The organism is Solwaraspora sp. WMMA2056 (genome assembly GCF_030345095.1).
In the GTDB taxonomy this organism is placed as follows: Bacteria; Actinomycetota; Actinomycetes; order Mycobacteriales; family Micromonosporaceae; genus Micromonospora_E.
The window spans coordinates 715,179-734,080 of record NZ_CP128360.1 but is presented as its reverse complement, the minus strand read 5'-3'; the positions used below and the strand labels follow the sequence as shown (position 1 = coordinate 734,080).

General features: G+C 70.5%; 19 protein-coding genes. 10 read left to right on the top strand and 9 right to left on the bottom strand.

What is annotated here, in order from left to right; all coding sequences use genetic code 11:
• Positions 1–404 precede the first annotated feature (404 nt).
• The gene (locus tag O7608_RS03345) at positions 405–1,166 is read left to right on the top strand and encodes a transposase family protein (RefSeq protein WP_289205445.1); all 762 of its coding nucleotides are present in this window, start codon (positions 405–407) and stop codon (positions 1,164–1,166) included.
• Here the strand turns inward: O7608_RS03345 and O7608_RS03340 are convergent.
• Positions 1,145–1,723, bottom strand: a complete 579-nt coding sequence (locus O7608_RS03340; protein ID WP_289208593.1) for a hypothetical protein — start codon at positions 1,721–1,723, stop codon at positions 1,145–1,147. The genes O7608_RS03345 and O7608_RS03340 overlap by 22 nt on opposite strands.
• Before the next feature lie 321 nt (positions 1,724–2,044).
• On the opposite strand from O7608_RS03340, the gene O7608_RS03335 reads away from it, so the two are divergent.
• Positions 2,045–2,860 (top strand): G5 domain-containing protein, encoded by an 816-nt coding sequence (locus tag O7608_RS03335; protein ID WP_289208592.1) that lies wholly within the window; start codon positions 2,045–2,047, stop codon positions 2,858–2,860.
• 55 nt (positions 2,861–2,915) lie between these two features.
• Here O7608_RS03335 and O7608_RS03330 read toward each other — a convergent pair whose 3' ends face one another.
• On the bottom strand, positions 2,916–3,299 hold the full coding sequence (locus tag O7608_RS03330; protein WP_289208591.1) for a hypothetical protein: 384 nt from the start codon (positions 3,297–3,299) through the stop codon (positions 2,916–2,918).
• Between O7608_RS03330 and O7608_RS03325 the strand changes: the two genes are divergently transcribed.
• Positions 3,271–3,633, top strand: a complete 363-nt coding sequence (locus O7608_RS03325; RefSeq protein ID WP_289208590.1) for a hypothetical protein — start codon at positions 3,271–3,273, stop codon at positions 3,631–3,633. The genes O7608_RS03330 and O7608_RS03325 overlap by 29 nt on opposite strands.
• A gap of 95 nt (positions 3,634–3,728) precedes the next feature.
• Here the strand turns inward: O7608_RS03325 and O7608_RS03320 are convergent, their stop codons facing one another.
• Entirely contained in the window at positions 3,729–5,192 is a 1,464-nt protein-coding gene (locus O7608_RS03320; RefSeq protein WP_289208589.1) for a hypothetical protein, read from the bottom strand.
• Between the two features lie 34 nt (positions 5,193–5,226).
• On the bottom strand, positions 5,227–6,225 hold the full coding sequence (locus O7608_RS03315; protein WP_289208588.1) for a DUF3558 domain-containing protein: 999 nt from the start codon (positions 6,223–6,225) through the stop codon (positions 5,227–5,229).
• A 153-nt stretch (positions 6,226–6,378) separates the two neighbouring features.
• Here O7608_RS03315 and O7608_RS03310 point away from each other — a divergent pair, with 153 nt between their 5' ends.
• Complete coding sequence (locus tag O7608_RS03310; protein ID WP_289208587.1) at positions 6,379–7,038, top strand: TetR/AcrR family transcriptional regulator; 660 nt, start codon at positions 6,379–6,381, stop codon at positions 7,036–7,038.
• A 40-nt stretch (positions 7,039–7,078) separates the two neighbouring features.
• On the opposite strand, the gene O7608_RS03305 is transcribed toward O7608_RS03310, so the two are convergent.
• Together O7608_RS03305 and O7608_RS03300 are read right to left on the bottom strand one after the other, a co-directional pair.
• Positions 7,079–7,330 (bottom strand): hypothetical protein, encoded by a 252-nt coding sequence (locus tag O7608_RS03305; protein WP_289208586.1) that lies wholly within the window; start codon positions 7,328–7,330, stop codon positions 7,079–7,081.
• 64 nt (positions 7,331–7,394) lie between these two features.
• A complete protein-coding gene (locus tag O7608_RS03300) occupies positions 7,395–7,553 on the bottom strand; it encodes a hypothetical protein (protein ID WP_289208585.1) in 159 nt (52 codons plus the stop codon).
• A 221-nt stretch (positions 7,554–7,774) separates the two neighbouring features.
• On the opposite strand from O7608_RS03300, the gene O7608_RS03295 reads away from it, so the two are divergent.
• The 3 genes from O7608_RS03295 (at position 7,775) to O7608_RS03285 (ending at position 11,321) form a co-directional block, all read left to right on the top strand.
• A complete protein-coding gene (locus O7608_RS03295; protein WP_289208584.1) occupies positions 7,775–8,350 on the top strand; it encodes a TetR/AcrR family transcriptional regulator in 576 nt (191 codons plus the stop codon).
• Between the two features lie 52 nt (positions 8,351–8,402).
• Complete coding sequence (locus O7608_RS03290) at positions 8,403–10,643, top strand: MMPL family transporter (RefSeq protein ID WP_289208583.1); 2,241 nt, start codon at positions 8,403–8,405, stop codon at positions 10,641–10,643.
• A gap of 132 nt (positions 10,644–10,775) precedes the next feature.
• The gene (locus tag O7608_RS03285) at positions 10,776–11,321 is read left to right on the top strand and encodes a YbhB/YbcL family Raf kinase inhibitor-like protein (protein WP_289208582.1); all 546 of its coding nucleotides are present in this window, start codon (positions 10,776–10,778) and stop codon (positions 11,319–11,321) included.
• A gap of 184 nt (positions 11,322–11,505) precedes the next feature.
• Here O7608_RS03285 and O7608_RS03280 read toward each other — a convergent pair whose 3' ends face one another.
• Positions 11,506–12,297, bottom strand: a complete 792-nt coding sequence (locus tag O7608_RS03280) for a hypothetical protein (RefSeq protein ID WP_289208581.1) — start codon at positions 12,295–12,297, stop codon at positions 11,506–11,508.
• Between the two features lie 435 nt (positions 12,298–12,732).
• Between O7608_RS03280 and O7608_RS03275 the strand changes: the two genes are divergently transcribed.
• Entirely contained in the window at positions 12,733–14,277 is a 1,545-nt protein-coding gene (locus O7608_RS03275) for a peptide deformylase (protein WP_289208580.1), read from the top strand.
• A 47-nt stretch (positions 14,278–14,324) separates the two neighbouring features.
• On the opposite strand, the gene O7608_RS03270 is transcribed toward O7608_RS03275, so the two are convergent.
• Positions 14,325–15,440: a globin domain-containing protein gene (locus tag O7608_RS03270; RefSeq protein ID WP_289208579.1), complete on the bottom strand. Its 1,116-nt coding sequence runs from the start codon at positions 15,438–15,440 to the stop codon at positions 14,325–14,327.
• Positions 15,441–15,651: 211 nt separating this feature from the next.
• On the opposite strand from O7608_RS03270, the gene O7608_RS03265 reads away from it, so the two are divergent.
• On the top strand, positions 15,652–16,386 hold the full coding sequence (locus O7608_RS03265) for a CPBP family intramembrane glutamic endopeptidase (protein ID WP_289210760.1): 735 nt from the start codon (positions 15,652–15,654) through the stop codon (positions 16,384–16,386).
• A gap of 22 nt (positions 16,387–16,408) precedes the next feature.
• On the opposite strand, the gene O7608_RS03260 is transcribed toward O7608_RS03265, so the two are convergent.
• Entirely contained in the window at positions 16,409–17,473 is a 1,065-nt protein-coding gene (locus O7608_RS03260; protein ID WP_289208578.1) for a hypothetical protein, read from the bottom strand.
• A 138-nt stretch (positions 17,474–17,611) separates the two neighbouring features.
• Here O7608_RS03260 and O7608_RS03255 point away from each other — a divergent pair, with 138 nt between their 5' ends.
• On the top strand, positions 17,612–18,898 hold the full coding sequence (locus O7608_RS03255; protein ID WP_421358280.1) for an erythromycin esterase family protein: 1,287 nt from the start codon (positions 17,612–17,614) through the stop codon (positions 18,896–18,898).
• Positions 18,899–18,902: the final 4 nt, after the last annotated feature.

Here is an 18,902-nt window from a genome sequence, read left to right as displayed (position 1 = left end):
GGGCGGCGAAGGCCGGATCATGCCCGATTGCGATGAGCAATGCGACTTCACGCACTTCGTTGTTGTATGCGTCGCCGTTCCAGGTCGTACGGAAGTCGGCGCCTGCTTCCCCCTTTTCCGGGTTGAGCTCCTCGCATGTATGCACGGTGTGTTCAGCGCCAAAGCCTGCGTAGCTGACTGCCAAGGTGTAGTCGCTGCAGTTGCCAAGATTGATTGTTGACCTCGGGCTCCAATCGTTCCACACCCACGCCGGCGATGTGTTGGGGGCCTGCTCGGTGTCAACATAGAGGCTTATTCAGCAGGGCCTCGATAGCCCACAGTGGACCCCCTGATAAATGAGACGGCCCGCCCTCCCATAGGATGGAGTTACCACACAACAACCAAAGAAAAGCGGACCGCCGAACATGTATCATACCACCGGCTTCACGACCGATCAGATCCGCGACCTCTGCGTGCTGGTCCGCGCCGAATGCCGGAACCTGGGCATGGAACCGTGGCCACCGATCCTCGGCCTCTACCGCGCCCTCGTGGTCACGTTGACCTACATGCGGCGCAACCGCGTCCAAGCGGAGATCGCCGAGGCGCACGGCGTCTCCCAGTCGACGATCTCACGGGCGGTCACCGCCATCACCCCGGTCCTCGACCGCGTGCTGGCGGGGTTCGTGCCGACCGCCGACGAGCTCGACCCGACCGTCCAGTACATCGTCGACGGCACCCTGTTCCCCTGCTGGTCATGGCGCACGGACCGCTGTCTGTACTCCGGCAAGCACAAGACCACGGGCATGAGCGTCCAGGTCGCCTGCACCCTCGACGGCGCGCTCGTCTGGGTCTCCGATCCCGTCACCGGCAACCACCACGACTCGTACGCGATCAACGACACCGGTGTTCTCGTCAGCCTGAATCCTGCAGGCTGGATCGGCGACAAGGGATACGTCGGCAACGGCATGATCACCCCGTACAAGAAGCCCAAGGGCGGCGAGCTCACAGAGTGGCAGAAGGAATACAACAGGCAGGTCAACAAGATCCGCTGGGTCGTCGAACAGGTCATCGCGAATCTGAAGACCTGGAGAATCCTGCACACCGACTACCGCAGACCGCTCGCGACCTTCACAGAAACGATCTCCTGTGCCATCGGGCTGCACTTCTACAGGATCGCCTGTGAATAGACCTCATAGCAGGAGGTGAGCTCGCGGTATCTGTCTATATCTGTTATGCCGCACGATGCATACATCTTGTACGCATAATTTCGGCGGGTCTCGCCCGCATAGGTCATCAATCCCCATTGGCTACACATGTCCATCCATGCCCAGAAATTTTCCAGCCTTGCCCAGCAGGTCGGCTGACGCCAGTCTGTCTGCGAATCTGCCATCGATCCACCCGACGCGGGTGCAGGAGGAGTGTCTGCGGTCGTTGACATCAGGAATTTAGTATCCCCGTTGTTGTCTTGGGTCTCCTGTGCCTGCAGACGTGCATCCTTAGGTCTGATTACCGTTATTCCTTCGATGGTGGCGACTTCGTAATCGGCTGGACTGACAGTTATTCCCCAGCGTCCTTCGATTCGGCTTACGAACTCATGGATCTTGTCATTGTGCAAATTTGGGCTAGGTGCATCGGCGTGAGCGGGCTTCCCGGCTAGAGAAATTGAGGAGCAGATGACGAAGGCGGTTGCCGATGCGACGATGTGTCGGAAAATTTCGGGTTGCATGCCTTGGCGGTGCTCCATCTTGTAATCCCTGCTGTCGGAGCGATGTGGAGTTCCTAGTTTCACACATCAATGTAGGTACGTCAATGTTCGGGTGGGAAGTTGCCATTTACCCTTGTGGCCGAGTGTCAGTGCTGCTTGTGGCGCCGGGCCGGCACCGGTGGTCCGCCGGTCCGACCGGCGGCGGCCGACCGGCTGCTGTCGTTGTCGGTTTGTCCGAGCTGGACTGATTAGTTTGGTAGCCGACACAGGATGATCGTCAGACGTTTGTCGACGTAGATGCCACGAAGTGTCACTCCTTGGCCACTGCACAATATCGATGTCGGCCGGGAAACTTCGGCGGTGACCAATGCGCCGCAGCACCCGAACCCGCAGAACCCGTACTCGAACAGTCCGTATCCGGCCCCCGGCCCGGCCGCCGCCGGTCCCGGCCTGCGCCCCGGCCAGACCGGCCCTGGCCTCAGCCCTGGCCGGAAGGTCGCCGGGATCCTCGGCGGCGTACTGCTGACCTTCGTCCTGTTCTGCTGCGGTGGGCTCGCGGTGATCGGCGCGTTCGCGCCCGAGCAGTCGGACACCGACACGGTCGACGCTGCCGGGCTGACCGGGCGTACGGACAACGGGTCCGGATCGTCCGGCTCCGTCGCCGGGGTGCCGGGAGCCAGCTCGCCCAGCGCCAGCGCGTCGCCAAGCGTCGTACCGACGCCCAGCGCCTCGGCGTCACCCACGCTGCCGCCGGCACCACCGCGCCCGAAGGTGGAGACCCGGACGGTCACCGAGACCGAGCAGATCCCGTTCCAGGAAAAGCGGGTCGACGACCCGAGCCTGGCGAAGGGCGCCACCAAGGTGAAGACCAACGGGGTCGCCGGGGTGCGGACGCTGACCTACGAGGTGACCCTGACCGACGGCGTGCAGACCGGCAAGCGGCTGATCAGCGAGCAGGTGACCAAGCAGCCGGTCACCAAGGTCGTGCTGGTCGGCACGAAGGTCACCCAGCAGTGCCACAGCAGCTACACGGGCGCGTGTGTGCCGATCGCCGCCGACGTCGACTGCGCCGGTGGCAGTGGCAACGGGCCGGCGTACGTCAGCGGGCCGGTGCGGGTCGTCGGCCCGGACGTCTACGACCTGGACCGCGACGGCGACGGGGTCGCCTGCGAGTAGCGGCCGGGTCCGCCGGGCCGGCCGGGCTGTCCAGCCCAGCCGGCCCGGACGGTGGTCAGGCGGCGCGGTTGTAGACCGTGATCGTCAGGTTGATCCAGCTGAAGACGGTGTATCCGATCCGGACGTCTTCGCGGTTGAACCGCACCGAGGCGAATCGGTCTTCGTTGGTGATCGCGCAGGCGTACCGGGTTTCGGGCAGGTCCTCGTCGAGCGTCAGTCGGTATTGCGCCGTCGCCTGCTGGCAAAGCTCCGGGCCGTCACCTGTAGCTTCCCGTAGCTCGGCGTGGTTGATCGGCTGCAGGCCGATGACGCTGAACCGAAGATCGGCCCGGCCCGTCTCGTCATAGCCCGTGACGTCCCAGTCAGGAGCAAGTGAGTCGAGGTCGAACTCCGATGTCGCGGAGAGCGGGATGACGGTTTCGGCCCGGTGCACCGTCACCGACGTGCCGCCCGGCGCGGGAGCCTGGCCGCCAGCGGTTCGCGACGGACCCGACGAACCCGAGGAGCTGCTCACAGTCGGGTTCGGGGCCGGCGCGCTGGCCTCCGGCGCCGCGACCGGCCGCAACGACCACCCGAGGCTGCCGGCTCCGAGCAGCGCCAGCGCCAGCGCGCTGTGGAAACCGAGGGAACGGTTGTCGGCCGTACGCCATCTGAAGGCGAGCGCGACCCCGCCGACGAGCAGGCTGCCCGCGATGAGCCGCAGTCCAGCCGTGGGATGCTCGGTGAAGAAGGATGCGACACCGGCGATCGACCCGGCCAGAGCCGCTGCCTGAATGAGGCGTTCGACCCAGTTGGCCTTTTGCCGGGGCGTGGTCGGATCGGTACGCGGCGACGGTGGATCCACGGTGGTCGACACCGCCCAAGGATATCAATTTCGGCAGATCGGTACGTTCGGATAGACGACTGGTTTGTCGTAGAGGAGCTTGGTGTCGCCGACGCCGCCCTTCGTGGGGATCGGCTTGGCGTTGAACAATTGCAGGAATGTGTTGATCACCGTGACCAGGCCGGCCGGGATGGTGTAGCCGACACCGTACGACGCCCAGAGGCCGAGCTGGGCGCTGCGACACACCACGAGCGGCGCGCCGAGCGCGGAGCCGATGGTCATTCCGAGGGTGAGGGTCAACTCGAAGTAGAGCCCGGCGATGAAGCCGAGCGCGCCGAGCCCGACGTGGAACTTGGCGTGGTAGTCGAGCCAGATGCCGTTGACGCCGACCGATATCCCGGTGATCGAGTCCATCAGGCTCTGGTCGACGCTGATCGAGGTCGGCGCGCGGACCCCGAAGGAGCCGTTGGCGTAGCCGAAGGACATCGACTGGTTGAGCGACCATTCGCCGGCGGCGGAGATGTTGCCGTCCTTGGCGCCGAACGCCGTGTGCACCCCGATGACCTGGGTCACCGTGGCCGCGAACGGTACGCCGAGCACCTCGCCGATCGGGACGCTGAAGTCGACCGGGATCGGGATGCGCGGGTCGATGTTCTGTCCGGTCGACGTCGTCGCGTTGATCTCGACCCGCAGCGCCGCCGCCCCGTTGATCTCGAACTCGGCCCGGATCACCTTGGCACCCCGGATCTCCAGGTGGAAGGCGGCGGTCGGCGCGGTCATCTTGAGCAGGACCAGGCCCACCAGCCGGACGCCGGCCGAGCTGTAGGTGAATTCCGCGCCGACGCCGTTGGCGCAGCAGATCGGCCGCGGAGTCAGCTGAGGGCGCTGGTTGGCCGCCGGCACCACCAGCCCGCCGTCAGTGGAAGCGCCGCCGACCGGCCCGATGTCGCCGCCAGCGACAGCGGAACCGCCGCCGGTGCCACCGCCGTCGTCGGAGGTCTGCGACCAGCTTGCCGCCCCGTCCGGCACCGGCCGGGCGGCGGCCAACGGGACCGGCTCCGCGCTGGTGAAGGTGCCGTCGCGGATCACGTCGGTGATGTCCACCGGGCCGATCGCGACCGCCAGGTCGTCCCCTTCGGGCCGTACGTCGATCACCCGACCGACGGCCCGTCCGGTCAGGAACATGATCTTGCCGGGGGCCAGTTGGTCGGCGTTTGCCGCCGCCGGGTCTATCCGCCAGGTGAAGGTGTCGGCGGCAACTGAGCGGATGGAGTCCGCCCCGCCACCGACGATCACCACGTCCGGCTGGTAGGTGACGTCGGGGTGCGGCGTCGGCGCGGCACCGTACCGCTGTTGCGCCTGCGCGCTCACCGGCGACCCGCCCGGTGCCGCCGGGTCGCCGGCCGGATCGGCCGCCGGGCCACCGCGCGCACACCCGGTGACGGCGAGCAGGGTGACGGTGGCGACGGCGATGAGCCCCCGCCGGTGGTCGTCGATGCGGAACCGCATGGCCGGCACCACTCTCTATGCGAAAGGCGGCAGGTCAGAGCCGACCGGCGATGAGGCGGGCGGCGTCCTCCAGCCGTTGACGGTGCTCGGCGGGGTCGCTGAGCAGCACCAGCCGCAGACACACCCACTGGCCGGACTTCTGCACGTAGGCGGCGTCGTCCTCGGCGTACGCTTCGTCGCCGATGCCGGGCAGCTCGCGGAACTCGTGCCCGAGCTCGCGGTTGATGTCGAGGATCTTCTTCGCTCCGGGGCCGACGAAGACCTCGACCTGGGCGAGCGGGCCGGAGGTCGGCCCGGTGAACGTGCAGGTCTCCCGCACCGGTAGCGGCTCGTCGAGGGCGGTCCCCGCCAGCTGCTCCGCCTCCTGCTTGGTCAGCAGCGCGCAGGGGTCGACATCGGCCGACGCGCCGGCGGCCGTGCCGTCGCCCCCGGACCCGTCGGCGCCCTGGCCGGATCCGCCGGCGGCCTGACCGGTCGGCGTGTCGACCCGGCTGCGGATCAGCCCGATCAGCTCGACCACGGTGTCCCGGTCGAGGTCGCGGGAGGTGATCTGGATTTCGCTGGCCCGGTCCGCGACGGCGAACTCGGCGATGCCGCCGGCGGCGAACCGGATGCCGTCCGGGCCGGGTTCGGTCTCGCCGTACGGGGATTCGGGCAGTTGGCCGCCGACGGCGGTGCCCCAGTCGCCGATGCTCACGGTGACCGAGTGGTAGGTGTCCGGGTTTTCCCAGGTGCAGGCGCTGCCGCCGGGTCCGCTGGACGGTTCGCCGTCGTCGTGGTCGCCGATGAGCGGGGTGATCTCGTCGGTGGCCAGCAGCGTGCAGGCGTCGATCGGCGGTACGTCGTCGGGCTCCGCGCCGGCTGCCGGCGGTTGCCCGTCGGCGGGCTGCGTCGCCGGGTCGGCACCGCCGCAGGCGGCGGTCGCGGGGATCAGCAGTACGGCCGCGAATGCCAGCGGCCAGTGGTGTCGACGGGTGAGCCAGTGGTGTCGCCGGGTGTGCCGGCGTGCGGTGACGGGCGGGTCGGTGTCCATCGTGGTGCCTCCGGCGGCGGCGAGGTCAGGTCGGGTCGGGTGCCCGCAGTGGCGTGTGGCCCGGCGGTGTCGCTGGTCTAGCATCCTATTCATTAGACAACAGTATTGTCGAGAGACATCGTCTAGTGAATCCGTTGGTAGTATCTGCTGGCTATGGCTGAGGCGAAGGAGAGCAGGCCCGCCCGCCGCTACCGGTCGGCGGTGCGCGAGGAGAGCGCCCGGCGTACCCGTCGGGCGGTCGTCGCGGCGGCCCGTGACCTGTTCACCGAGCGCGGCTACGCGGCGACCTCGCTGGCGGACGTGGCCGCCGTGGCCGGCGTCGCCCGGCCGACCGTCTTCGCCGCGTTCGGCTCCAAACCGGCGCTGCTGCGGCAGGTCCTCGACGAGGCGCTCGCCGGTGACGACGAGCCCGTCGCCGTCGCGGACCGCCCCTGGTACCGGCCGGTCCGGGTGGCGACGACCCAGCCGGCGGTGCTCGACGCGTACGCGGAGGTGTGCCGGCTGATCGGCGGCCGCGCGGCCCGGATGTTCGAGACGGTACGCCGCGCCACCGATGATGCTCCGGAAGCGGGCGAGGTGTGGGAGACGTTGCTGCGCAACCGGCGCATCGGTGCCGGTACGGTCGCCGCCCGGCTGGCCGAGCTGGGGCCGTTACGCGACGGCGTCGACGTGCAGCGGGCCACCGATGTCATCTGGCACTTCAACGACCCGGCCCACTACGACAGCCTGGTGCTGCACTGCGGCTGGGACGAGCAGGTCTTCCGGGACTGGCTGGCCAGCCAGCTCAAGCACGCGCTGCTGCCGGACGCCTGACCGGCGTCGGTCAGGCGCTGAGGTAGCGCCGGTCCGCCGGTCAGGCGCTGAGGTAGAGCCAGTAGGCGAGCGAGATCAGCGCCATGATCGCGACGAAGGCCAGCGGTACGGCCAGGCTGGCGGTCAGCCGGGGGAACCGCCGGTGCAGCGGGTCGCGCTGCTCCCACCGCCAGCGGAATCGACGCAGCGCGGCGGCCCCCGGCAGGCGCGTCACGCCGGCGCCGACCCGGTCACGCCAGGTGACGGCACGCGGCGGCGGATTGCGCATCCAGTCCGGCAGGTCGACGTTCACCGGGCGATTGTCCGACAGGTCCTCGTCGGACCGCAGCTGGTTTTCCACCGGTCCTGCGGGGTGCTCAGCGGAGGCCATCGTGGCCGCCGCGTCGTTCGTCGGCGTCGGCGATCCCGTGCCGGACGGCGAGCCGGATGATCCAGTAGAGGACCAGCGCGCCGAGGCCGTACCCGACAAGAGTCAGGATCAGAAAGAAGAAGCCCTGGCCGGAAAAGAACTCCATGCCGACATGGTGACAGCCCTGTTCCAGTGACTCTTAACGAACTCTCATCGAGTTCTCGTCCGGCTTCCATCCGCTTCGGTTGAGATCAGTTGGTGGAGATCGCGGTTGAGCAGGGGCGTTGCTGTGAGTTACTTCACGTTCTGACCGATCGGTCAGGAGTTCCGGGGTGGCTCCGGCATCCTTGGTCGCGACGGGTGGGCAGCGGGAAGGAGGTAGGTCAGGTGACACAGGCCGTCCGCAGCGGCGCAGGCCGGGCCGAGCTGCGCGAGCAGATCCTCGCCGTGGCGGCCCGGCGGTTCGCCGAGGTCGGCTTCCGAGGCACCTCGCTGCAGGACATCGCCGCCGAGGTCGGCTGCGCGAAGGCCTCGCTGCTCTACCACTTCGACAGCAAGGACGCGATCCTCGCCGCCCTGATGAAACCGGCCGTCGACAGCCTCGCCGACCTCGACCGGCGACTGGCCGACCTCGACGACGAGGCCGCCCACCGTACGGCGATCGACGGTTTCATCGAACTCTGCCTGCGCTTCCGGCGACAGATCGCGGTGCTCTACGCCGAGATCCCGCAGCTGCTGCACCAGCCGGCCTTCTGCGACCTGGAGCAGATGATCGGCCGGCTGCACTGCGCGTTGGCCGGCGACCGCGACGACCCGGCGGAGATGTTCGCGGCCCTGGTCGTCCTGGCCGGGGCCTCCGCCGCCAGCGCCGAACATCTCGACCTCACCGACGACGCACTCCGTCCCCTGCTGACCCAGGTCATCGCCCGGACCCTCGGCGACCCGCCGCGCGCCCGGGACTGACCAAGCACCACACACACCAATCCGCCACGCCCGACACCTCAGAGGATGCCGCATGGCCACCCTGCTCTACCGGCTCGGCCGGACCGCCTTCCGCAGACGCCACCTGGTCGTCGCCGTCTGGCTGATCGCCCTGGTGGCGCTCGGCGCGGCCGCGCTCGCCTTCCGTGGGCCGACCGCCAGCAACTTCAGCATCCCCGGCACCGAGTCCCAGGCGGCGCTGGACCAGCTGCAGGAGCAGTTCCCGGAAGCCAGCGGCGCCGGCGGGACGATCATCGTCGTCGCCCCCGAAGGCCAGCAGCTGACCACCGAGGACGGCCAGACGGCCGTACTGTCCGTTGTGGCCGAGGCCAACGAACTGCCCGGCGTGGTCGGCGCACTCAGTCCCTTCCAGACCGGCACGGTCTCCCCGGACGGCCGGTACGCGCTGATCAACGTGCAGTTCGCCGACCCGGTCGACGAGGTCACCACCGAGCAGCGGGACGCGTACGAGGCCGTCGGTGAACCGGCCCGCGACGCCGGGTACCAGGTCGCCACCGGTGGAGAGGTGCTCAACACCGAGCCGCACGTCGGATCGCAGGAGGCGATCGGTGTGGCGATCGCCCTGGTGGTCCTGATCGTCACCTTCGGGTCGCTGGTCGCCGCCGGAATGACCATGCTGAACGCCCTGATCGGCGTCGGCGCCGGGATGGCCGGACTCTTCGCCCTGAGCGGCGTCGTCAGCCTCACCTCCACCGCCCCGGTGCTGGCCCTGATGCTCGGCCTCGCCGTCGGCATCGACTACTCGCTGTTCATCACCTCCCGGCACCGGCAGAACATGCTCGACGGGCTGGAACCGGAGGAGGCCGCGGCGCGGGCGGTCGGCACCGCCGGGTCGGCGGTCGTGTTCGCCGGGGCCACCGTCGTCATCGCCCTCGCCGGCCTCGCCGTCGTCGGCATCCCGTTCCTCACCGTGATGGGTCTGGCCGCCGCCGGTACGGTCAGCGTCGCCGTCCTGGTCGCCATCACCCTGCAGCCGGCGCTGCTCGGCTACGCCGGCCGCCGGGTCCTGCCCCGCCGGTTCCGGGCCGCCCAGCCGACCGGAAACACCGAAAAGACCGAGAACACCGAGCACGCCGAGAACAGCGAGACCTTCGGATTCCGCTGGGCGCGGCTGATCATCAAGCTGCGGATCCCGGTGATCCTGCTCGGCGTGGCCGGGCTCGGCGCACTGGCGATCCCCGCCGCCGACATGCGGATCGCGCTGCCGGACGCCAGCACCGCCCCGGTCGGCAGCACCGAACGCACCGCCTCCGACCTGATCTCCGAAGGATTCGGGCCGGGCTTCAACGGCCGACTGCTGATGGTGGTCTCCGGTGACTCGGCCGAGTCCGCCACCGCCACCGCCGGCCAGGTCGCCACCACCGTGCAGGGGCTGGACGGCGTCGTGGCGGTCACCCCGCCGCAGCCCAGCCAGGACGGGCAGACCGTGATCCTGGCGGTCATCCCGACGGCCGGCCCCACCGACGCCGAGACCGAGGAGCTCGTCGAGCGGATCCGCGAGGAGATCGCCGTACTCGGATTGTCGCCCGACGACGACGGCGCGGTCCAGGTGGCCCTGACCGGCGCGACCGCCGTCGGCATCGACGTGTCCGACAAGCTCTCCGACGCGATGCCGGTCTACCTGCTGCTTGTCGTCGGCCTGTCGATCCTGCTGCTGATGCTGGTGTTCCGGTCGATCCTGGTGCCGGTGAAGGCCGCCGCCGGGTTCCTGCTGACCGTCGGTGCCGCGTTCGGAATCACGGTCGCCGTGTTCCAGTGGGGTTGGCTGTCCGGCCTGGTCGGCCTGGACACCGCCGGGCCGCTGGTCAGCTTCCTGCCGATCCTGCTGATCGGCATCCTGTTCGGGCTCGCCATGGACTACGAGGTGTTCCTGGTCTCCCGGATGCGGGAGGACTTCGTGCATGGCGACACCGCGACCCAGGCCACCATCAACGGGATGGGCCACGGGGCCCGGGTGGTCACCGCCGCCGCGCTGATCATGACGGCGGTGTTCGGCGGGTTCATCCTGCTCGACGACCCGGTGATCAAGTCGATGGGCTTCGCGTTGGCGATCGGCGTACTGATCGACGCGTTCGTCGTACGGATGACGATCGTGCCGGCGGTGATGTCGTTGCTCGGCAACGCCGCCTGGCGACTGCCCCGCCCGCTGGCCCGGATCCTGCCGAACGTGGACATCGAGGGCGAGCAGCTGCGGGTCCGGCTCGCCGCCGAACGGGAGGCGCAACTCGTCTCCACCGGCACCGACCGGGCCTGACCGACAGGTCCGCCAGACTGACCGGCCGGCACCGGCGCGCACCCGACCGCGCGCCGGTGCCGGTGTGCCGACTGCGTGACGGTGCCGGTGTGCCGACTGCACGACGGTGCCGGTTGCGGCAGGATGCCAGGCATGAACCTGGCAGACCGACCCATCGCGCCCAGCCCGTACGACCTGCTTCCGCCGGTCGACTCGTTCACGCTGACCAGCACGGACGTCCTCGACGGCGACGTGCTGCCCGACGCGCACATCTTCACCGGCGCCGGCGGGGAGAACCTGTCCCCGCAGCTGTCCTGGTCGGGGTTCCCGGCCGCGACGAAGGGATTCGTCGTCACCTGTTACGACCCGGACGCCCCGACCGGCTGCGGATTCTGGCACTGGCTGCTGGTCAATGTGCCTTCGTCGGTGACCGACCTGGCCCGTGGCGCGGGTGGCGCTCCCGAGGCGGCGGCCCCAGGGGCGTTCAGCGTGCGTAACGACTTCGGCAACGCCCGCTACGACGGTTCCGCGCCGCCAGCAGGGGACCGGCCGCACCGCTACATCTTCGCCGTACACGCCCTCGACGTGGAGCGGCTCGACCTCGGGCCGGAGGCCACCCCGGCGTACGTCGGATTCAACCTGACGTTCCACACCCTGGCCCGGGCGACGCTGACCGCGACCTACCAGAACCTGGGCTGACCCACCCCCCGGTCGCACACGTCGCAGTTGCTGCCGGCGGCGATCTTGCACTTATCGATGGACAAATAGGGCAAGTCTTCTCGATAACTGCAAGATCGTCGCGGGGGGATGTCGCGGGGGGATGTCGCGGGGGGATGTCGCGGGGGGATGCCGCGGGGAGTGGGGACCGTGGTGCCCGGGGTGGTCAGGGGCGGATGCAGCAGCCGGGGCAGATCTTCGGGTCCGGCAGGGTGAACGCCAGGCAGCAGGTCCGGCGCTGCACCGACAGCGCGCCGTCCGCCCCGGGCACCAGCTCGATCAGGTCGCCGACGTCGAGCGCGTCGAGCAGCGTGCCGATGGTCGCGGCCGACGACCCCGGCAGGGCGTCCGCCGCCTGCAGCACCGCGTAGGCGATGCCGGAGGAGAGCGAGCCGAGCAGGGTACGCGGGCCGAGCTTGACCCGGGAGTGGATTCGGTCGAGCAGCGGGCTCATGTGCTGGTCGAGCAGGGACGTCCGCAGCACCCGCAGCAGTTCGGCCTCGTCGGCCACCACCAGCACCTCGGGCAGGCCGGCGGCCGCGATCGGGTCGTGCGGCAGCACCGCGACCGGGATGCCGGGGCGCAGGCCGACGTCGACCAGTGGGCCGGCGTCGTCCATCCGCAGCAGTACGTCGTCGGCCCGCATCAGCGGCACCCGTCGGGCCGACGCCCAGCCGAGCGCGACCGGCAGGGCCACCCAGTAGCTGTACGCCTTCCAAGCCAGGGCGGCGGCGGCGTGCCGTTTGGCCTGCCAGCGGCTGGCCGCCGAGTCGAGCATCCGGGGCAGCTGGTCGCCGTCGATCAGGTCGGTGGCCGGGAACCAGCCGGTGGCGTCGTGGACCAGCAGCCCGGCGTGCAGCCCCGGCAGGTCGTCGGTGCCGAACGCTGCACGCAACGTAGCGCTGATCGGGGCCAGTGGGGCGGCGGCCCTGGCGCGGGGGTCGATGACGGCGGTCACTGCCAGTGACCGCCGTTCGCGGAACCGGTGGCCGCGAGGGAGCGGATGCTCCCGTGCTGAGCTGGGCGGTCGTTGCCCTGCCTCATCGCTGTCACCTCTCGGACCTTCCGCTCGCTGCCGACGTCTCACCCTAGCTTCCTAAGGCTAGCCTAACCAGAGTTTGGCGAAACTGCCGCATGAAGAAACAACGTCGTGTAACGGAGAGTGTTTGTCATGCTGCGGTGTGATGTGGTCGGCGGGCGGCATCCATCGCGATGCAACTGTGGGTTACCCCGTTGGCGACATCTCGTCCATAGGATGACGTACGGCTCTGTTGGCATTGCTGAGCGTGGCGGCAGCCGAGTTGTCAAGGATTCTGTCGGTAACGCGCCAATGTCGACCGGGCGTACGAGTCGGAAAGCAGACTGAAGATCCGGCCTGAGGGGACGCCTTGCGATGACCAGCTCGCCCATCGACCGCGCCGCGGACACCTTCGCGGCCGAACTCGCCCAGTGGCGCATCGACCGGGCGATGACCAAGAAGCAGCTGGCCGCCCGGATGGGCTTCGACCCGTCCTACATCAGCCACGTCGAAGGCCGCCGGCACCGCCCCACCGAGGACTTCGCCCGCCGCGCCGAAGCCGTACTCGGCGCCGGCGGCGCGATCTGGCAGCGCTACCAGGAGTACGACGAACTGCGGCACAGCCGGGCCACCACCACCCCGCTGCGCGACCCACCCGTACCGGAGCAGTGGATGCCGCCCGGCACCGGACTCATCGTCGAACAGGAGGTCGCCACCCTCAGCTACCAGGACGGCTACTACCACTGCACGATCCGCCGCGCGCTCTACAACGCCGGCACCGAACCGGTGACCCGCTACCTCGCCCGGATCGCCGTCGACCGGTACCCCGACGACCCGGACCGCTCCAACCGCCACCACCGCGACCACCCGCTGACCTTCGCCGAACTGGACCTGCACGCCTACTGCGGCCCACCCGCACACCGCGAACCGATGCAGTGGCGCAAGAAGCACGACCGGGACGCGTTCAAAGAGGTCTGGCTGCTGTTCGAGAACCCGCACGGGCGGTACCCGCTCTACCCGGGCCAGCGCACCACCATCGAGTACACCTACCGGGTCGGGCAGGAGAAATGGGGGCAGTGGTTCCAGCGCGCCGTCCGGCTACCGACCCGGCAACTCACCGTACGGCTGGAGTTCCCGGCGGCGTTCGAACCGCAGGTGTGGGGCGTCGAGACGTCGCTGTCGGCCGAGGACGCGCCGCTGCGTACCCCGCTGCGCCGCCAACAGGTCGACGGCCGGACCGTGTGGGAATGGTCGACCGACGCCCCGTTGCTCAACGCCCGCTACCGGCTGGAGTGGCGGTTCCGCTCCGGTGCGCCGATCGGCCCCGCGCCCGACGGCACCGACGGCCCGCCGGAGCGGCCCGACACCCGGGCCAGTGAGCGGATGCGGGCCATCGGCATCGTGCAGCGCGGTGCCGAGATGCTGCGGCAGCCGGCGCAGCCGTTCGAACTGCCGGCCGACGAGACCGTGGCCCTGGACACCGTGGCCCGGCTGCGGGCGATGCTGGCGCGACTCGACGAGCTGCACCCGTTCAGCAAGGGCGTCGGGCTGGCCGCACCCCAGATCGGGCTGCCCTGGGCCGCTGCGGTCGTCCGGTCCGCCGAACTGGGTGCCGAGCCGCTGGTGCTGCTCAACCCCCGGGTCGTCGACGTCGCCGCCGACACCGACGACCGGTACGAAGGCTGCCTGTCCTTCTTCGACGTCCGAGGGCTGGTCCCACGTCCGCTGCGCCTCGACGTCGAACACGCCCGGTTCGACGGCAGCCGGGTGATCACCTCGTTCGACCGGGCGATGGCCCGGCTGGTCGCCCACGAGATCGACCACCTGGAGGGGCGGCTGTACGTGGACCGGATGCCGCCCGGCTCGACCCTGGTTCCGGTCGAGCAGTACCGCGACAGCGGCCGCCCCTGGACCTACTGACGCCGGCCGGTTTCCGGTCTGCCGGCTTCTGCGGTCCGCCGCCGGGCTCACACCTCCCCGAAGCTGTCGTAGCGGATGTGCGCTGCCGGCACCTCCAGCTCGGCCAGGGTCCGCAGGCTGGCCCGGACCATGCCGGACGGGCCGGCGACGAAGAAGTCGTGCTCGTGCCAGGGGCCGTAGCGGGCCAGCACCTCGGGCACCGTACCGTGCTCGCCGGTCCAGCCCGGGTCGTCGGTGCAGCACGGCACCAGGTTCAGCCACGGGTACGCGGCGGCGAGCCGCTGCAGCTCCGGCAGGTCGTACAGGTCGTCACGGGTACGGGCACCGAGATAGACGTGCACCCACCGGCTGCGGTTGAACCGGGTCAGCTCGTCGACCAGCGCCTTGATCGGTGCCAGCCCCACCCCACCGGCCAGGCAGACGATGTCGCGGGGCGAGTCGCGGTCCAGCAGCATCGTGCCCATCGGGGCGGCGACCCGCAGCAGGTCGCCGGGGCGGACCCGGCGGACCAGCGCGCTGGAGACCCAGCCGGCGCCGGCGGCCCGGACGTGGAATTCCAGTACGTTGTCCGGCCGGGGCGCGTTGGCGATCGAATAGCTGCGCCACAGCCGGGGCGCGTAGCGCGGCGCCTCCACGCTGACGTACTGCCCGGCCTGGTGGACCAGCGGATGCTGCAGCGGCCGGCAGGTCAGTACGGCGACGTCGGTGCCCCGGCGTTCGTGGCTGAGCACCTCGGCGTGCCAGAAGGCCGGGCCGGTGTCGCTCTCGGCACCGAGGATCAGGTTGGTGGTGAGCAGTTGCAGCGCCTCGCTCCAGGCCTGGTCGTACTCGATCGTCCACCGTTCGTCGGCCACCGTCCGCAGCGCTTCGAGCAGGGCGGGGCCGAACACCGCGTACTGTGCAGGTTGCACATGGAACTTGCGGTGCGCCCGACCGAGGCCCTGCAGGTATTCGGCGAACTGCTCCGGGTCGTCGATCGAGCCGACCGCGCTGACCAGCGCCTCCACCAGGCAGCGGCGTTGGGTGTCCATGTGCACCGGGAACAGTTGGCGCAGGCTCGGTTGGTCGAGAAACAGTCGGGCGTAGAAATAGCCGGCGACCTGGTCGTGCTCCTCTTCGACGAGGACCCAGCTCTCCTTCAGCAGTTGTGCGAGATCGCTCATCGGGCCCTTCCCCGTCACCGTGCCGCCACTGACCGCGTATCCGCTCAGTCCCAGAGTGAACACTCTTCGTAGTGAATCGTCGGACACGATGTGCGACTTTGCTCAGCCGTACCGGCTGCGGCACAGTGGTCCGGTGACGGTCGAACTCACCGGGCCACCACCGCCGGCCAGCAGCCGCGACGCCGACCCGGCCAGCCCGCTGCCACCCCGGATGCTCCGCCACGAGGTGCTGCTGGTGCTGGGCGTCTCGCTCGGCCAGTCCGCCATCTACGCGCTGGTGACCATCACCGCCCGGCTCACCGCAGACCGGCCACTGGGCCAGCAGACCGCCACCATGAACGCCTCCCAGTCGGCCCGCCCCTGGCTCGACCTCACGTACCAACTGCTCGGGATCTTCTTCGCCCTGGTCCCGGTCGTGCTCGCCGTCCACCTGCTCAACCGCGACCGCGCCGACGCCCGGGCCCGGCTCGGCCTCGACGCCCGGTCGCCGTGGCGCGACCTCGGCTGGGGCGCGGCGCTGGCCGCCGCGATCGGGCTGCCCGGACTCGCGCTGTTCTGGGTGGCCGCGCTGCTCGGCCTCAACGCCAGCCTGGTCCCGGCCGCGCTACCGCAGCTGTGGTGGACGGTCCCGGTGCTGATCCTGGCGGCCGCGCAGAACGCCATCCTGGAGGAGGTGATCGTGGTCGGCTACCTGATGACCCGACTGCGTCAGCTCGGCTGGCGCGTCGGCGCGGTCGTCGCCACCAGCTGCCTGCTGCGCGGCACCTACCACCTTTACCAGGGCCTCGGGGCGTTCGTCGGCAACGTGATCATGGGTGTGGTGCTGTCGTTGTTCTTCCTGCGCACCCGGCGGGTGATGCCGTTGATCATCGCGCACACCCTGCTGGACGTGTTCGCCTTCGTCGGCTACGCGCTGCTGCCCCGGGAATGGTTCAGCTGGCTGTGACCCTGCCGCGGGTCACCGCGTGTCAGCTGGTCGCGGCCGGCCGGTAGTGCGCCGTCGCCCGCGCGGCCAGCCGAGCCATCACCAGCGTGTCGCCGGCGCAGGCGACCAGCGCCCGCGCCCCGGGCAGCAGCCGGGCCGGTAGCCGCAGCAGCGCCCAGCCGCCGCCGGACAGGCCGCCGGCCAGCTCGGCGAGCCGCTGCGCGCCACCGGACCACCGCGCCACCGGGTCACCGTCGTCGTCGGCCGGTCGCTGCGCGGCCGCCAGCGCCGCGCGGGCCGCGTCGACATCCGGATGTACGCCGGTCAACGCCAGCAACTCCGCCGCCCGTTGCGGGTTGGTCGGGTCGTGCCGGTACGCGGCCGACACGTGCAGGGTCAGCGCGGCCTGGGCCCAGGCGAGCGTGACCAGCTCCATCGCCGGGCCGAGCAGTCCGGCGGCACCGGCCGCGACCGCACCGGCGCCGGCGTACCGGGTGAACCGGCGGGCCGCCAGCCGGGCGAGGGCGTCGTCGCTGGCCGCCGGGTAGTCGCTGCGCAGCCGCGCCACCCAGTCGCGCGCCGCCGGCCCGATCCGGTCGACCGCCGCCAGGGCCAACAATTCCGGGGCGTACGCCGGACGCGCCAGCACCTGCCAGCCGATCCCGTCGGGTACGCCGACCGGCGTCGTCGGCGGCGGCTGAGCCGGCGCGGGCGGTGCCGGCGCGGGCTGAGCCGGCGCGGGCGGTGCCGGCGGCGACGGCTGAGCCGGTACGGCGGCGGCCTTTCTCGGGGCGGCCCGCTTCGCTGGTGCCTTCGCTTGCGCCGCCTTCGCTGGCGCCTTGGCCGGTGGTGCCTTGGCCGGTGCCTTGGCCGCCTTCTTCGCTGGCGCCGCCTTCGCCGGCACAGCTTTCTTCGCTGGCGCGGCCTTCTTCGCTGCGGGTTGCTGCTGCTTCTCGGCGGCGGCCGGCGGCACCGGGTCCGGGGTCGGCGGCTGGAACAGCACCGGCGCGATGGCGGCCGGTGGAGCCTTCGACGGGGTGGCCCTGGGCGTGGCGGCCTTCGGGTTACGGCGGCGGCCCGGCTGCGCGGGGGGCGACGGCTCCTCCATGCTGAGTCAGCCTATCCCGAACCCGCCCGCACCACCCGTCACATGCGGTAGCGGGCCGCGCCGGCCCCGCGTCCCGCCGGCAAACCGGCCCGCGCCGGTCGCGCGTTTCGCCGGCAGGTCGCCGGGTACCCGGGCCCGGTGGCCCGACCTGCCGCTGACCTCGCCGCGCTGGCGACTCCGCTGACCAGCGCCGACGACCTCGATCCGCTGATCGAGCGGGTCGGTGACGCCCGCGTGGTGATGCTCGGCGAGGCCAGCCACGGCACCCACGAGTTCTACGCCTGGCGGGCCGCGCTCACCCGTCGGCTCGTCACCGAACGTGGCTTCTCGTTCGTCGCCGTCGAAGGCGACTGGCCTGACTGCGACCGGGTCGACCGCAGCGTACGGGGCCGCCTCGACGCCCCGCGCGACCCCCGCGACGCACTGATCAGCTTCGAACGGTGGCCGACCTGGATGTGGGCCAACGACGAGGTGGTCGACTTCTGCCGGTGGCTGCGTCGGCACAACGACTCGGTCGGCGAGGCCGCCCGGGTCGGCTTCCACGGCCTCGACGTCTACTCGCTGTGGGAGTCGCTGCGGGAGATCCTGGTCCACCTGCGCGAGCACCGGCCCGACCAGGTGCCGGCGGCGCTGGCCGCGTACCGCTGCTTCGAACCGTACGGCGAGGACCCGCAGGACTACGCCTCGGCCCTGCGGCTGGTCCCGGCCGGCTGCGAGGCGGAGGTGACCGACCTGCTGGTCCAGCTGCGGGCCGCAGCCGCCGCCGACGGTGCCGGCAGCTTCGGGGCCTGGCAGAACGCCGAGGTCGTGGCCGGTGCCGAACGCTACTACCGGGCGCTGCTGGCCGGCGGCCGACTCTCCTGGAACGTCCGGGACCGGCACATGGACGACACCCTCGACCGGCTGCTCGACCACTACGGCCCGACCTCGAAGGCCGTGGTCTGGGCGCACAACACCCACGTCGGGGACGCCCGCGCCACCGACATGGCCGACCTCGGCGAGGTCAACATCGGACAGCTGGCCCGCGAGCGGTACGGCCGGGAGCAGGTCGTGCTGGTCGGCTTCGGCACCTACCAGGGCACGGTGGTGGCCGGGGACTCGTGGGGTGCGCCGATGCGGCTGATGCCCGTACCGCCGGCCCGGCCGGGGTCGCTCGAAGCGGAACTGTCCGCCGTCGCCCCGGCCGAGGCGTTGTTCGTCTTCCCGGCCGACGGCGGACCGGACCTGCTCACCGACGAGCGGGACCACCGGGCGATCGGGGTCGTCTACCGGCCGCACCGGGAACGGCACGGCAACTACGTGCCGACCGTCCTCGGCGACCGCTACGACGCGTTCTGCTGGTTCGACCGCAGCCGGGGGGTACGGCCGCTGCGTACCCCCCACGTCGACCTGCGGGAACCCGAGACCTTCCCGTCCGGGGTCTGAGTCG

Coding starts and splice junctions, on each gene's coding strand:
- O7608_RS03345 (WP_289205445.1), top strand. CDS start 405: ATGTATCATACCACCGGCTTCACGACCGATCAGATCCGCGACCTCTGC.
- O7608_RS03320 (WP_289208589.1), bottom strand. CDS start 5,192: ATGCGGTTCCGCATCGACGACCACCGGCGGGGGCTCATCGCCGTCGCC.
- O7608_RS03270 (WP_289208579.1), bottom strand. CDS start 15,440: ATGAGCGATCTCGCACAACTGCTGAAGGAGAGCTGGGTCCTCGTCGAA.
- O7608_RS03275 (WP_289208580.1), top strand. CDS start 12,733: ATGACCAGCTCGCCCATCGACCGCGCCGCGGACACCTTCGCGGCCGAA.
- O7608_RS03315 (WP_289208588.1), bottom strand. CDS start 6,225: ATGGACACCGACCCGCCCGTCACCGCACGCCGGCACACCCGGCGACAC.
- O7608_RS03265 (WP_289210760.1), top strand. CDS start 15,652: ATGCTCCGCCACGAGGTGCTGCTGGTGCTGGGCGTCTCGCTCGGCCAG.
- O7608_RS03290 (WP_289208583.1), top strand. CDS start 8,403: ATGGCCACCCTGCTCTACCGGCTCGGCCGGACCGCCTTCCGCAGACGC.
- O7608_RS03325 (WP_289208590.1), top strand. CDS start 3,271: ATGACGGTTTCGGCCCGGTGCACCGTCACCGACGTGCCGCCCGGCGCG.
- O7608_RS03340 (WP_289208593.1), bottom strand. CDS start 1,723: ATGGAGCACCGCCAAGGCATGCAACCCGAAATTTTCCGACACATCGTC.
- O7608_RS03300 (WP_289208585.1), bottom strand. CDS start 7,553: ATGGAGTTCTTTTCCGGCCAGGGCTTCTTCTTTCTGATCCTGACTCTT.
- O7608_RS03285 (WP_289208582.1), top strand. CDS start 10,776: ATGAACCTGGCAGACCGACCCATCGCGCCCAGCCCGTACGACCTGCTT.
- O7608_RS03260 (WP_289208578.1), bottom strand. CDS start 17,473: ATGGAGGAGCCGTCGCCCCCCGCGCAGCCGGGCCGCCGCCGTAACCCG.
- O7608_RS03310 (WP_289208587.1), top strand. CDS start 6,379: ATGGCTGAGGCGAAGGAGAGCAGGCCCGCCCGCCGCTACCGGTCGGCG.